Source organism: Streptomyces sp. NPDC042002 (genome assembly GCF_055588305.1).
The window spans coordinates 488,324-502,118 of record NZ_JBVJCT010000003.1 but is presented as its reverse complement, the minus strand read 5'-3'; the positions used below and the strand labels follow the sequence as shown (position 1 = coordinate 502,118).

General features: G+C 70.7%; 12 protein-coding genes. 3 read left to right on the top strand and 9 right to left on the bottom strand.

The window, feature by feature from the left end:
* Positions 1-87 precede the first annotated feature (87 nt).
* The 4 genes from ACZ6KY_RS07595 to ACZ6KY_RS07580 form a co-directional block, all read right to left on the bottom strand.
* The gene (locus ACZ6KY_RS07595; RefSeq protein ID WP_469309369.1) at positions 88-1,398 is read right to left on the bottom strand and encodes a hypothetical protein; all 1,311 of its coding nucleotides are present in this window, start codon (positions 1,396-1,398) and stop codon (positions 88-90) included.
* Complete coding sequence (locus ACZ6KY_RS07590) at positions 1,388-1,963, bottom strand: DUF6114 domain-containing protein (protein ID WP_469309368.1); 576 nt, start codon at positions 1,961-1,963, stop codon at positions 1,388-1,390. Before ACZ6KY_RS07590 ends, ACZ6KY_RS07595 begins: the two co-directional genes overlap by 11 nt.
* Positions 1,964-2,083: 120 nt before the next feature.
* A complete protein-coding gene (locus tag ACZ6KY_RS07585; RefSeq protein WP_365879567.1) occupies positions 2,084-2,719 on the bottom strand; it encodes a DUF6230 family protein in 636 nt (211 codons plus the stop codon).
* Between the two features lie 620 nt (positions 2,720-3,339).
* A complete protein-coding gene (locus tag ACZ6KY_RS07580) occupies positions 3,340-4,317 on the bottom strand; it encodes a tetratricopeptide repeat protein (protein ID WP_469309367.1) in 978 nt (325 codons plus the stop codon).
* Positions 4,318-4,562: 245 nt separating this feature from the next.
* Here ACZ6KY_RS07580 and ACZ6KY_RS07575 point away from each other — a divergent pair, with 245 nt between their 5' ends.
* Positions 4,563-5,219 carry a TetR/AcrR family transcriptional regulator gene (locus tag ACZ6KY_RS07575; protein ID WP_469309366.1) on the top strand — a complete coding sequence of 219 codons (657 nt, stop codon included), beginning with the start codon at positions 4,563-4,565 and terminating at the stop codon, positions 5,217-5,219.
* 287 nt (positions 5,220-5,506) lie between these two features.
* Here the strand turns inward: ACZ6KY_RS07575 and ACZ6KY_RS07570 are convergent, their stop codons facing one another.
* From ACZ6KY_RS07570 to ACZ6KY_RS07555, 4 genes are all read right to left on the bottom strand, one after another.
* Complete coding sequence (locus tag ACZ6KY_RS07570; RefSeq protein ID WP_469309365.1) at positions 5,507-7,207, bottom strand: acyl-CoA mutase large subunit family protein; 1,701 nt, start codon at positions 7,205-7,207, stop codon at positions 5,507-5,509.
* A 74-nt stretch (positions 7,208-7,281) separates the two neighbouring features.
* Positions 7,282-7,620, bottom strand: a complete 339-nt coding sequence (locus tag ACZ6KY_RS07565; RefSeq protein ID WP_467755837.1) for a DUF3817 domain-containing protein — start codon at positions 7,618-7,620, stop codon at positions 7,282-7,284.
* Between the two features lie 100 nt (positions 7,621-7,720).
* Positions 7,721-8,230, bottom strand: coding sequence for a MarR family winged helix-turn-helix transcriptional regulator (locus tag ACZ6KY_RS07560; protein WP_469309364.1), 510 nt, complete (start codon positions 8,228-8,230; stop codon positions 7,721-7,723).
* A gap of 159 nt (positions 8,231-8,389) precedes the next feature.
* Complete coding sequence (locus ACZ6KY_RS07555; RefSeq protein WP_469309363.1) at positions 8,390-9,676, bottom strand: MFS transporter; 1,287 nt, start codon at positions 9,674-9,676, stop codon at positions 8,390-8,392.
* Between the two features lie 73 nt (positions 9,677-9,749).
* On the opposite strand from ACZ6KY_RS07555, the gene ACZ6KY_RS07550 reads away from it, so the two are divergent.
* Positions 9,750-10,817 (top strand): ArsR/SmtB family transcription factor, encoded by a 1,068-nt coding sequence (locus ACZ6KY_RS07550; RefSeq protein WP_469309362.1) that lies wholly within the window; start codon positions 9,750-9,752, stop codon positions 10,815-10,817.
* Positions 10,818-10,847: 30 nt separating this feature from the next.
* Positions 10,848-11,846, top strand: coding sequence for a glycoside hydrolase family 6 protein (locus tag ACZ6KY_RS07545; protein WP_469309361.1), 999 nt, complete (start codon positions 10,848-10,850; stop codon positions 11,844-11,846).
* Here the strand turns inward: ACZ6KY_RS07545 and glxA are convergent.
* The gene (glxA, locus tag ACZ6KY_RS07540; RefSeq protein WP_469309360.1) at positions 11,839-13,794 is read right to left on the bottom strand and encodes a radical copper oxidase GlxA; all 1,956 of its coding nucleotides are present in this window, start codon (positions 13,792-13,794) and stop codon (positions 11,839-11,841) included. The two genes, ACZ6KY_RS07545 and glxA, sit on opposite strands and share 8 nt — an antisense overlap.
* Position 13,795 lies beyond the last annotated feature (1 nt).

Sequence of the window (13,795 nt, the reverse complement as noted above, 5' to 3'; positions counted from 1 at the left end):
GGCCTCCGTACGCCACTGAGGGGCGCCCCCTGCGAACAGGGGGCGCCCCTCAGCGTTTGTGCGGCTCCCGGACGGGCTCTGGACGACTCAGCCGGTCGTGTACTGGTGGAGTCCGGGGACGGTCAGGGTGCCGCCGAACTGACCCGCCTGAACGACCGTCACCTTGGTGAAGTAGATCAGCGGGATGTTCAGCGGCGGAGGGTTGTCCGGGTCGAACGTGATCGGGATGAGCCCGAGCAGGTTCCCGGAGATGCTCTCCGTGTACATGATCGTCTTGCCGTCACGGATGGTGGACGTCGAGCCCTTCGCGGCCTGTACGTGGTAGGTCTTGCCGCTCTGCTTGTCGTCCACCGTCTGGTGCAGGTCCCCGATGTCGGTGCCGTCGGAGATGACGTACTTCAGGACCTTCTTGATCGTGCCGTCGGCGGTCCGCACCTTGACGATGCCCTGGTAGTCGGCGCCCTTGAGGGTCAGCGAACTGGCGCTGAGGTGCCAGGGGTCGACCGGCAGGGTGACCGCGTTGTCCACACCGCCCGTGTCGTCGGTCGCGACGGGGCAGTCCGCGGCGTTCGTGGTGGCGCTCGCGGACGGGCTGGGCGACTCGGTGACCGCGTCGGCTGCCTTCTTGACCGTCTCGGTGGTGTCCGAGGCGGCCTTCGACGCCGTGTCGGTGGCCTTCTTGGTGGTGTCCCCGACCGTCTCGGTGACCTTGCCGGTCGTGTCCTTGACGGTGTCGGAGGCGCTCTTGCCGTCGGACGCGTCCGTGCCGGCACTCGCGCTCGCGCTCGCCGAGGCGGACGGCGCGGGTGTGGAGCTCGCCGTCTCGTCGGGCGTGAGGATGTTCTTGATGGCGTCGCCGACGCCCAGCGGGTCGAGCGGGTTCGTGGTGCTCGCCGACGCCGAGGGGGTCGGCGTGGAAGCGCCGCTGTCCGCCGCCTTGTCCGACGTGCTCGGCGTGCTCGCGGAGGAGGACGCCGAGGGCGCGGGCGTGGCCTTGTCGTCGGAACCTGAATCCGACGAAGAGGTCTTGCCCGGTGCCGCGGACTCCGACGACGCGGAGGGGCTCGGTGTGGCCTGGTCGGACGACGCGCTCGCGCTCGCCGAGGCGGACGGCGCCGGTGTGGCCGACGCGTCCTTGCCGGTCACGGCCTCGACGCACGCCTGGTACTCGTCCGCCGTGAGGGTCTTGGACGTGGAGTGGTCGTCGGCCTGGGCGAGCGTCGGGACGAAGCCCATGCCCATGAGGACGGCCGTCGGCATCGCCGCGATGGCTATCGCCTTGCCGGCGGGCATCTGGATCCTGGTGAGCAGCGGCTTCCTCGGGGCCGCGTGGCGCGGCCCGGTTCTCACACGGGACTCCTCCACATCAGTCCCGTGGGTCACCTTGTCAGCCGGCACTGTGCCTCCCGTTCGCCCCGTTGCTCGGGCTCGTTCCTGACAGATCGTTCGGGTAGTCCGTACCGTCCGCCGCCTCGGGTCCGACGGGCTCGGCCGCCGCGCTGTCCGGCAGGCCCTCCTTGTCGGGGGACCGCTGCGTGGAGTACCCCTCGTCGGGTTCGCCGGGAACCCAGGAGACCGCCATGGCGCCGCCGATGAGGGAGAACAGGAAGCCGATCAGGAAGCCGCCCAGGTTGGCCACCGGGATGGACACCAGCGCCAGGAGGATCGCGGCGACACCGGCGAACGTCCGTACGTGCTTCTGGAACCAGAGGCTGATCCCGAGCACGACGAGGAGCACGCCGATGATCAGGGAGCCGGCTCCGGCGGTGGTGGACATCGCCAGCGTCAGATGGCCGACCTGAAGGTGCGCGTACGGGAAGTAGGCGATGGGGACACCGCCGAACCCGATGAACAGACCGGCCCAGAACGGGCGGTCGCCCCTCCAGTCACGGAAGTTCCGCCGGAACACCTGAAGGTAGTGCTCATCGTTCTGGCCGGGCGCGGCAGGAGTCTCGGCGCTCATGGAAACAGCTCCCTGGAACGGCATTGCTGTGAGAAGTACGCGTTGAGTGCTCCGCGTACGACGGGCGGAGCGGCGGGGCGGGCGAAGCGGCCTGGGCCTCCTCGCCCACCCCTGGGGTGCTCAGTAGCACTCGTGGGTGCCCGCGGACACCGACATGTGCAGGCCGCTGAGCTTGAACGTGCCGGCGGTGGTCGCCCACGCCGTCTGCTTCACGTCGGTCAGCGTGGCCGAGGTGGCCTGCTGAGCGAAGCCGTAGGGGTTGGCCGCTTCGCCGCCACCCTTCATGCCCGGACCCTTGGTGGTGTCCTTGGCGGCAACACCGATGTCGATGCCGCGGAACGTCGCGTCGGCGCCGAGGTCCTCGACGTCGATGTACAGGTTGTCCGCCTCGACCGGCGTACCGCTGCCGCCGGCCTTCAGCACGAGGCTGACGGAACCGAACCCCGGGATGCCCGGGGTGACGACGGACTGGCACATGTTGGTGATCTTGGCGCTCGTGAACGCCGAGACCGCGACGGGGTGCCCTGTCTGCTTACCGTCGAGGGTGTAACCCGAGTCAATGGCTCCGTACTGCGAGAAGCCCTGGCCGTCAAGCTTGTCCGCAGACACCTTGAACGACTGACCGGAGACGCTGAACGACGCGGCGAGGGCACCCTGCGCGAGGGCGACACCTATCGCTGCCGTGGCTGCCACGCTGGGCACCATGACGACGGCGAACCGCTTCCATCTGGTCCCGCCACGCACCTGGGACATCATAATTTCCTCCTTCTCGGACGTACATCTCCTGGCCCTGACTGCCACGTTGCGGCGGCTCAGCCGGGCAGGGATGGGAGAAGTGCTACGTCCTCGGGAAGGAGAGCGCCTGTACCCGGAGGTGCTTTTGCACCCGAATCACCGGCGATCACCCCCGAGCGACAACCACTGGTCGCGCCTGACACACATCACGCACAACCTGCTGGACAGGCTCCGCCGGACGGCGAAGACCCCCCTGCCCAAGAGCCGACCGCACTGCTGTCGGCCCTACTCGGTGGGGACCCAGAAAGTCCGCCGACCCGATTGGCTGTCGGGGTGCGGGAATGGACCGAGCGTCGCCGATCGTGGTGCATTCTCGCCGCGCGCACAAGGGGGTTCGTTACTCGCTAGTAACGGCGGGATAACCGAAGGACGACCCGTCGGTATCGGGTGGCGACACAGGGTGGCCCCGTCGGGGGTTACACAACGGTCAAATGCCGGACGGAACCAGACAGTTCAACGCCCTCGACTTACTACGAGTAACAGCGGCCGCGTTTACCAAGTTTTGGTAAAGCGCGGCCACTTGTACCCCTGTCGGCCAATCTTTCACCTGGGCATCACAGGCCCTGACGTTTAGGGACTGGTCAGAACAGAGCCCGGGCCAGCGCCCGGCGCGCCGCGATCACGCGCGGGTCGTCGGCACCGACCACCTCGAAGAGCTCCAACAGCCTCAGCCGTACGGCGTCCCGGTCGTCGCCCGCCGTGCGCCGCACCGTCTCGATGAGCCGCCCGAAGGCGTCCTCGACATGGCCGCCCACGAGGTCCAGGTCGGCCCCCGCGATCTGCGCCCGCGCGTCCCCGGGCTTCTCGGCGGCGTCCTTGCGGACCTGCTGCGGATCGAGGCTCTGCACCCGCTGGAGCAACTCGGCCTGGGCCAGTCCCAGTTTGGCCTCCGTGTTGCCCGGGTCGTCGCCCAGCACGTTCCTGTAGGCCTGGACGGCACCGCCGAAGTCGCCCGCGTCCAGCGCCTGCACGGCGGCCTCGAGGAGCGCGTCGTACGGTCCGGCCGGCATCTCCTGCGCCGCGGGGGCCTCGCCCGGCCCGGCGTCGGCGTCGACCGTCAGACCGGTCAGGCCGAAGCGCTGCTCGGCGACCTGGACGAGCTGGTCGAGGGTCTCGCGGATCTGCGTCTCGGGAGCGGCTCCCTGGAAGAGCGGCAGGGCCTGTCCGGCCACCACCGCGAAAACGGCCGGAATCCCCTGGACCCCGAACTGCTGCATCAGCATCTGGTTGGCGTCGACGTCGATCTTCGCGAGCACGAAGCGCCCGTTGTACTCGACGGCCAGCCGCTCCAGGACCGGGCTCAGCTGCTTGCAGGGCTCGCACCACTCGGCCCAGAAGTCGATGACGACGGGCACCTCGGTGGAGCGCTGCAGGACGTCGTGCTCGAATCCCGCCTCGTCGACGTCGATGACGAGACTGGCGGGGGTCACCGCGGCGCCCCCACCGCCCTGCCTGGCGGCTTCGGCTCGCGCCTGCTCCGCCTTCGACTTGGCCTCCTGGGCCGCCTTCACCGCGGCGAGGTCGACGACTCCGCTCATGGACATGTTCCGTGGCTGCATGAGTACATCCTCCCCCTTCCTCGCGCACGTGTGAAAAGCGTTGTGAAAGCCAAGCCTTGTCATGCGTGTTCGGCACCGGGTCCCCACCTGGCGCCTGTGCGGTTGTCGCCGCGTTCGAGCTTTCGCTACGAGTCGTAGCGTAACTGGGTGAGGGCATGCCCGTGCACCGTCTCCCGGTGATCTCCCTCACGGCTTCACATAACCGCCGGATATGGCCACCGAAGCGGCCGGATATGGTCACTGACATGCAATGTCGCTCCCAGGCCGCCCGTACGGGCCGCCCCCGCAGCGCCGCCGCGGACGCCGCGATCCTGGAGGCGACGCGCACGGCCCTGGTCGAACTGGGCTGGTCCAAACTGACGTTGGGGTACGTGGCGACCCTCGCCGGAGTGGCCAAAACGACCCTTTACCGTCGCTGGGCGGGCAAGAACGAACTCGTCGTCGACGCGGTGGCCGAACTCTTCGACGAGCTGGAGCTCCCCGACCGGGGCAGTCTGGCCGCCGACATCGAGGGCGTGGTGCTCCAGTTCGCGGCGATCCTGGACCGCCCGGAGGCGAAGACGGCGCTGATGGCCGTGGTCGCGGAGTCCACCCGGGACGAACCGCTGCGCGAACGCATCCGCACGTCCATCGTCGACCGGCAGAAGCGCCTGGTCATGGAGGGCCGCGCCCGCGCCCAGGCCCGCGGCGAACTCCCCCCGGAGACGGACCCGGCCGCCGCCGACCGCACCGCCGCCCTGATCTTCGACGTGGTCGCCGGAGCGGTCGTCCACCGCACCCTGGTCAGCGCCGAACCCGCGGACGAGGAGTGGGTGCGCTCGTTCACCCGGATCCTGCTCCTCGGCCTGGTCGGCGCGACGGCCTCCGGCCCGGTCCCGCCGGAGACCGCCTCCGGCCCCTGACCGACGCGACGCGGCGGACGTCCGGCGTCAGCCCGTTGCGGGTCGGGGCCGACTGCGGGTGCGAGACCCGGACGGTCACAGCCCCGGCCGGCGAAGTGTCAGCCCCTCCGGCGATTGAGGAGCGGGGGTCCGGGGGCGGAGCCCCCGGGTACGGGACGGGTAGGGGCGGAGGGGGCGAGAAAAGGGCACCTGGCGCCGCGCAGGCCTCGATGGCGGAGCGAGGGTCCGGAGCCCCGGACCCGGCCCGGATGCCGGGCAGCCAGGGACGCCAGGCTGCCCGGGGTGGGTCAGAAGCCCGCCGGCTCCGTGTACACGCCCCACTCGTCCCGCAGGACACCGCAGATCTCGCCGAGCGTCGCCTCGGCGCGGACCGCCTCCAGCATGGGGGCGATCATGTTGGAGCCGTCGCGCGCGGCGGCGAGCATGGCGTCCAGCGCGCCGCGCACGGCGGCCTCGTCACGGCCCTCCTTGCGCGAGCCCAGCTCCCGCACCTGCTCACGCTCGACCTCGTGGCTGACCCGGAGGATCTCCAGGTCGCCGGTCACGGACCCGTGGTGGACGTTGACGCCGACGACCCGCTTGTCGCCCTTCTCGACCGAGCGCTGGTACTGGAACGCCGACTCGGCGATCTCCCCGGTGAACCACCCGTCCTCGATCCCGCGCAGGATCCCGGAGGTGATGGGACCGATGGGGTGCTTCCCGTCCGGGTGCGCCCGCAGTCCGCGCTCCTTGATCTGCTCGAAGATCTTCTCCGCGTCGGCCTCGATCCGGTCGGTGAGCTGCTCGACGTACCAGGAACCGCCCAGCGGGTCGGCGACGTTGGCGACGCCGGTCTCCTCCATGAGGACCTGCTGCGTCCGCAGGGCGATCTCCGCGGCCTGCTCGGACGGCAGGGCGAGCGTCTCGTCCAGCGCGTTCGTGTGCAGCGAGTTCGTGCCGCCGAGAACCGCCGCGAGCGCCTCAACGGCGGTCCGCACGACGTTGTTGTACGGCTGCTGGGCCGTCAGCGAGACACCCGCGGTCTGCGTGTGGAAGCGCAGCCACTGCGCCTTCTCCGAGGTGGCGCCGTACACGTCCCGCATCCAGCGGGCCCAGATCCGGCGGGCCGCGCGGAACTTGGCGATCTCCTCGAAGAAGTCGACGTGCGCGTCGAAGAAGAAGGAGAGACCGGGGGCGAAGACGTTGACGTCGAGCCCGCGGGAGAGCCCCAGTTCCACATATCCGAAGCCGTCCGCCAGCGTGTAGGCGAGCTCCTGCGCGGCCGTGGAGCCCGCCTCCCGGATGTGGTACCCGGAGACGGACAGCGGCTTGTACGCGGGGATCTTCTCGGCGCAGTGCTCCATCAGGTCGCCGATGAGGCGCAGATGCGGCTCGGGCTGGAAGAGCCACTCCTTCTGCGCGATGTACTCCTTGAAGATGTCGGTCTGGAGCGTGCCGTTCAGTACGGCGGGGTCGATGCCCTGGCGCTCGGCCGCGACCAGGTACATGCAGAAGACCGGCACCGCGGGCCCGCTGATCGTCATCGACGTCGTGACGTCGCCGAGCGGGATGTCCTGGAAGAGGACCTCCATGTCGGCCGCCGAGTCGATCGCGACACCGCAGTGCCCGACCTCGCCGAGCGCACGGGGGTCGTCCGAGTCGCGGCCCATCAACGTGGGCATGTCGAAGGCCACGGAGAGGCCTCCGCCGCCGTTGGCGAGGATCTTCTTGTAGCGCTCGTTGGTCTGCTCGGCGTTGCCGAATCCGGCGAACTGCCGGATGGTCCACGTACGCCCCCGGTAGCCGGTCGCGTACAGCCCGCGCGTGAAGGGGTACTCCCCGGGCCAGCCGATCTGCTCGAAGCCCTCGTAGTTGTCCCCGGGCCGGGGACCGTACACCGGCTCCACGGCATCGCCGGAGAGCGTGGTGAAGTCGGCCTCGCGCTTGCGCGAAGCGTCGTAGCGGGCCTGCCAGCGTCGGCGGCCTTCCTCGATGGCGTGAGCGTCCATACCCTCGAATTTACTAGGACGTCCTAGTAAATGTCGATGGCAAACCGCCGTACGGTCTCGTACGGCGGTGTGGATCAGGCCTTGACGACCGCGGGAGAAGCCTCCGCGACCTGGGATTCGAGCTCGTGGCTGATGCGGCGCTCCACGAAGAAGGCGGCCGTGGGAATCGTGCCCGCCAGCAGCACCCAGAGCTGCTTGCCGACCGGCCACTTCGCCTTGGACCCCAGATCGAAGGCGAAGATCAGGTAGACGACGTACAGCCAGCCGTGCGCGATGGCGACGACACGGGTGAAGTCCGCGGCCCCGTCGACGCCCAGGCCGTACTTGGCGATCATGCTGAGGCACAGCAGAACCAGCAGCACGCCGGTGACGTAGGCCATGACGCGGTAGCGGGTCAACACGCTCTTCTTCATGGCACGAGGGTAACCACCCTTTTCGCGCGATCTTCACGCACCCCCACGCCCCGCCCCCGGCGCCCCGCCCGTCGTCGGACCAGGCGTCGGCCCGGTCGTCCTACTCGTCGTCGAAGTCGCGCGCGGCGACCCGCAGCGGCCGCAGCATCGCGAAGATCTCCCCGCACTCCTCGGCGTCGTAGACCCCGAGCCCGAAGTCCATCGCCATCAGGTCGCGGGTGGCCGCGTCGCAGACCTCGCGGCCCTTGTCCGTGATGGAGGCGAGGGTGCCCCGCCCGTCGTTGGGGTTCGGGCGCTTGTCGACCAGCCCGGAGAGCACCAGCCGGTCCACCGTGTTGGTGACCGACGTCGGATGCACCATGAGCCGCTCGCCGATCTTGGACATCGGCAGCTCGCCCGCCTTGGAGAAGGTGAGCAGCACCAGCGCCTCGTAGCGCGCGAAGGTCAGTCCGTACGGCTTGACGACCGAGTCCACCTCGGCCAGCAGGATCTGGTGCGCGCGCATGATCGAGGTGATCGCGGCCATGGACGGCACGGAACCCCAGCGCTGCTGCCAGTGTTCGTCGGCGCGGGCGATGGGATCGAAGGCAAGACTGAGCGGCTTCGGCACGCCAAAGACCTTACCGGCCGGTCACATCGTGGTCAGCCCCGTCTCGCTTTTCGGTACGCGACCCGGCGACGGCGGGGTTCCGGGCCCCTTCGAGCGGCCGGATCCACGCGCCCTCCACGCCCCTCCCCCACCTGCCGTCCACGTCTCTCCCCCACCTGTCTACTGGCCCCGCTCCTCGCCGTGTTCGGTCCGCCGGGCCGCGACCGCCAGGCCCACACAGACCGCGGTCCCCAGCACACCCGCGCCCACGACCGTCGCCCGCACCCCGGCGAACTCCGCCACCACGCCCGACAGCGCCATGCCCACGCCCTGAACGGTCATCAGCCCGGCCGAGTTCAACGTCATGGCCCGCCCGAGCAGTTCGTCCGGCACCGCCCGCACGAACCACTGGTCCAGGCCGAGGGTGTACGCCGATCCGGCACCGGCGAGCACCAGCAGGACCAGCGACCAGCCGAGACCGGGCCGCAGCGCGTACCCGGCGAAAGGCAGCAGCGTGACGCAGACCAGCGGGAGCGTGAGCCGGTTCCGGGTCGCCGGCCGCAGCCGCGAACCCGCGAACAGCTCCCCCGCGATCGTGCCGACGGGCATGGCGCACAACAGCAGACCGAGCCCGGCCGTACCGGCCCCGAGCCCTTCGGCGTACGGCGCGGCCAGCGCCTCCGGCGCGACGACGAACATCGGAGGTACCCAGAACAGCAGGAGCAGCACGAGGATCCGGCGGTCGGCCAGCACCTGACGGGCGCCGCGGAGGGAGTCCCGCACGAGTGCCTGTCCCCCGTGCGCCCGCGCGGGCCGCCGCCGGGTGCCGAACCGCAGCAGCACGGCGGAGACCAGGAAGGTGCAGACCGTCACGAGGAGCGCGTGACGCGGGGACACGACGGTGAGCAGCAGGCCGCCCGTCCCGAACCCGGCCAGCAGCACGCTCTGCGACAGGATCCGCAGCAGGGAGCGGCCGAGCACGAACAGTTCCCCGTCCCCGAGGACGTCCGCGAGGGTCGCCGTCCGAGTCCCCTGGAAGACCGGGGCGACCAGGGCGAGCGCGGCCCGCATCGCGAGCAGCACCGCGATGGGCGCGCCCGGCACCACCATCACGGCCACACAGCCCGCGCACACCAGGTCGCACACCACCAGGACCCGGCGGGCCGGGAAGCGGTCCGCGACGCCCGCGAGCAGGGTCCCGCCGATCAGGTAGGGCAGGAAGCCGAGCGCGAACGTCAGGGCGCTCAGCAGCGGAGAGCCCGTCAGGTCGTAGACGAGGACGGAGAGCGCGAGCTCGCTGACGACGAGTCCGAGCAGCGAGAACGCGTGCGCGACGAAGACGGCGCGGAACTCGGGCACGGCGAACACGGGACCGTACCCGGTGCGCCCGGGGACGGCCTCCGGAACGTCGGCACCCTTTGATGCGCCGAGGGCGTCCGGTGGGGCACTGGTCTCTGCTTCTGGCATGGGCGACAGCGTGCCCGGAGCCGCTCCTGACCCGTAGAGTTTCGGCGTCAGCCGAATCTTCTGGGGTCGTGTCATGCCGTCACTGCTGCACTTCGGGGAGGACGACCTCCTCAACTGCCGGTTCGCGGTGTCGCCGCTGTGGGAGACGCAGGAGGCGGTGCGCACGCTCAACCGGCCCGCTCGGCACGGCTATCACGCACACTGGCTGCGCCGCATCCGGGCGGCGGCCGCCGGACTCGATCTCACGCCGCTGTGGCTGCTGATGCCACAGCGCGGCTACTCCCCCGACTGGCTCGGGCCGCCCCCGCTCGGCCCGGCGGCGAGCTTCGAGGAGGAGATCGCCGCCATCCGCGCGGCCGACCCGGACGTGGCCCGCGAGGAGAGCGCGCGCTCGCTCGCCGAGACCCCGGGCGCCCTCGCCTCGCCGCGCGGCCGGGCGCTGCTGGCCGACCCCGCCCGCATGGTGCGCGAACTGACCGGCCTGCTGGAAGAGGCCTGGCACACCCTCGTCGAACCGGACTGGCCGCGGCTGCGCGCCCTGCTGGACGCCGACGTCGCCTTCCACTCGCGGCGGCTCGCCGAGGTCGGCCTCGGCGGGCTCCTCCCGGAGATCGACCGGCGGTTCGGCTGGCGCTCCCACACCCTGACCGTCGAGGTCGGGGGCCGGCACGAACGGCACCTGGCCGGGCAGGGCCTGGTCCTCATGCCGAGCGTGTTCTCCTGGCCGGACGTGATCAGCGGCTTCGAACCCCCCTGGCAGGCGACCCTCGTCTACCCCGCGCGCGGCATCGGCGGCCTGTGGGCCGAGCCGACGGACCGCACCCCCGACGCGCTCGTACGGCTCCTCGGGCGCGGCCGGGCCGCCGTGCTCACCGCGCTCGGCGAACCGGCCGGCACGACGGCCCTCGCCGCGCGGCTGCGCCTCGCGCCGTCGTCGGTCTCCGCGCATCTCGCCGCCCTGCGCGACGCGGGCCTGCTCGTCTCACGCCGGTACGGCCACCAGGTGCTGTACGAGCGGACGCCGCTCGGGATCGCGCTGGCGTCGGGCGGAGACCGGCCCGAGGACACCGGGGCCGCTCGCCCACTGCGCCACGCCGCTTCCCCGCCACATCGCGATGTCCCCTTATGCAACGATTGGTGACCGGTCGTCACCTTCGCGCAAGGGAGCAGCATGCCCCGGCTGATCCACGCCCTCGCGGCACTCGCGGCGCTCGGACTCGTCGCGGGCTGCACGCCCGCGCCCGAGGCCGGCGAGGCCTCCGTCGTCGGTGCCGCCTCGAAGCGGGCGGGCCCCGCCTCCCACTCGCCCTTCTGGGTCGACCCGTCCGGCCCGGCGGCCCGGCAGATCGAGCTGTGGCGGCGGCAGGGCCGTACCCGGGACGCCATGCTGCTGGAGCGGATCGCGGACGAGCCCGTCGCCCTGTGGCCGGCCGGCGAGCTCGACCCGGGCCCGGCGGTCCGGTCGGCGACCGCGTCCGCGGCCAGGGAGGGGCGGACGGCGCTGTTCGTGGCGTACGACATCCCGCACCGGGACTGCGGCCAGCACTCGGCGGGCGGGGCGGCCGACGCGGACGCCTACCGGGAGTGGATCGGCCGGTTCGCCGACGCGCTCGGCGACGGCCGGGCGCTGGTGATCCTGGAACCGGACGCGGTCGCCCACATCGTGGACGGCTGCACGCCCGGTGAGTACCAGGACGAGCGCGTACGGCTGCTCAACGAGGCGGTCCTCCGGCTGAAGCGCCAGCCGCGCACCAAGGTCTACCTGGACGCCGGAAACCCCGCCTGGATCCTCGATCCCGGGAAGCTGGTCGAGCCCCTGGAACGCGCGGGCGTCGCGAACGCCGACGGCTTCTCGCTCAACGTCTCCAACTTCCAGACGAACGCCGCCGGCAAACGGTACGGAGTCCGCCTCTCCGACCGGCTCGGCGGCAAGCACTTCGTCCTCGACACCAGCCGCAACGGCAACGGCCCGCTGGAGGGTGTCTGGTGCAACCCGCCCGGCCGGGCGCTGGGCACGCCACCGACCACGGCCACCGGCGAACCCGTCCTCGACGCCTACCTGTGGATCAAGCGGCCGGGCGAGTCGGACGGAGAGTGCGGGGGCGGACCGGCGGCCGGCCGGTGGTGGCCGGACTACGCCCTGGAGCTGGCGCGCGATTCCGTCACCTGACCTGGATCCACTTCGCCTCGGACGGCGTGCCCCGATCGTCCGTCACGAAGAGCATGTACCAGCCGGGCGGCACCAGCGCCGGGTCCCTGGGTACGTCGACGGTGACCGAGTCCGCGGTCTTCGTCAGCCCCAGTTCGATCGACCGCTGCTCGACGTCCGTGGTGTGGGTGACGGCACTCGGGCGCATCAGCCGGGCCTTGACGACCCGTTCCGGATGGTCGGTGGCGAACGTCGCCCGGTGGTTGCCGTCGAGTTCCTCGGGGCCCTTGCCGAGCACCGGGCGGTTCCTGCCGTTGCGGTGCAGGGCGGGCGGGGTGAAGACCTCCATGCGCTGTTCGAAGTGGCCCAGTTTGGTGTTCCGCCGGTCGTCGAAGAGCGGGTCGGAGCCGAACGTGGCGACGCGGCCGTCGGGCAGCAGCAGCGCCTCGGAGTGGTAGTTGCGGCCCACGCGCGGAGCCGCCGCCTCATGGAAGGCGTTGGCCCTCGGGTCGTAGAACTGCGCCTTGAGGATGTTGCTGGCGCCGCGGCCGCGGTAGTCCCTGGAACCGTTGGTGGTGAAGACGGAGTCGTCCGGCATGATCACGCTGTTGAGGTAGCGCGTGCCCTGGGGGAGGTCGGGGCCGTCCTGGAAGGCCGGGTTGTCCTTCTTGAGGTCGACGATGGCGGTGCGGGCGGTGGACTTCCGGGACTCGCCGACGCCTCCGCCGCCGAGGATCATCACCTTCTGGTCCTGGGCCGGCGGGAGCAGGAGCGAGGCGGAGGTCTCCGTCTGGTCGGCGTCCCGCAGGCCGGGCACCTTCTGGAACGTGTTGGCCGTGAGGTCCCACAGGCCCGCGTCGCGGCCCTGGTCGGCGGGTCCGTATCCGGCGTTGGAGGCCGGATAGAAGAGTTTGCCGCCCTTGGTGAGGAAGAGGGCCGGGTAGGTGGGGAAGTAGCGGTGGGGGCCGGGGCTCCACTTCTTCGTCCTCGGGTCGTAGATCTCGTTGTCGCCGGGGTCGATGACCCCGACGTCGTCGAGGCCGGAGACGGCGAGGACCCGTCCGTCGTCGAGCCCGACGAGGGTCGGGTACCAGCGGGCCTTGGCCATCGGGTCGACGGGGATGTACTTCTCGGCCTTCGGGTCGAACTCGTAGGCGGCCCTGATGCCCTGGAAGTCCTGCTTCGCCAGGGTGATCTTCTCCGAGAGGCCGTACGTGTTGTACGCGTCCTCGCCCCGCAGGCCGACGATCTCGTACTGGGCCTGCCGGTCGGTGACCGACCCGGGTCCCTTCTCCTCGGCCTCCACGAAGACGCGGGCCTCGCCGGCGGTGACCTCGGTCTTCCAGGGCCGCATGACGCCGGCCTTGTCGTACGTGATGACCTGGTTCCGCCTGGCCCTGGGGACCGTCACGTCGACCCTGCTGACGTAGTCGACGCCCGCGGGTGAGCGGAAGACGGTGCCCTTCTTGAGGACGATGGCCTTGTCGGGGTTCTCGTTCTTCACGCGCATGCCGCCGCCGGCCCGTACGACCTCGCCGTCCAGCCGTTCGTAACGGGCGGTGCCGCCGGCCACGAGCAGTCTGCCGTCGGGCAGCTGGGCGTGTCCGGAGCAGAAGAAGTCGTCCGGCGTGGGGATCCTCTTGAAGGTGTCCGTCCTCGGATCCCACAGGATCGTGTCGAAGGACCCCGCGTCGAACTTCTTCTGTTCGTTGCCCGACCCCGCGACGATGAGCACCTTCCCGGTGTGCAGCAGGGCCGCGTGGATCGCGTTGGTGCGGTACTTCGCGGGGATGTCGACGCCGCTCCAGGAGCCGTACTTCGCCTGGTAGGCGGGCTGGGAGATCTTGTACTCGTAGTACTCCGCACCGGCGAAGCCGAGCGCGGCCGGTGCGTTGAGTCCCGCGAGGACGGCGATGCCCGCGATGCCGAGCAGCGTCTTCTTCGTCTTCTTCGAGGGCCGGTACGCCATG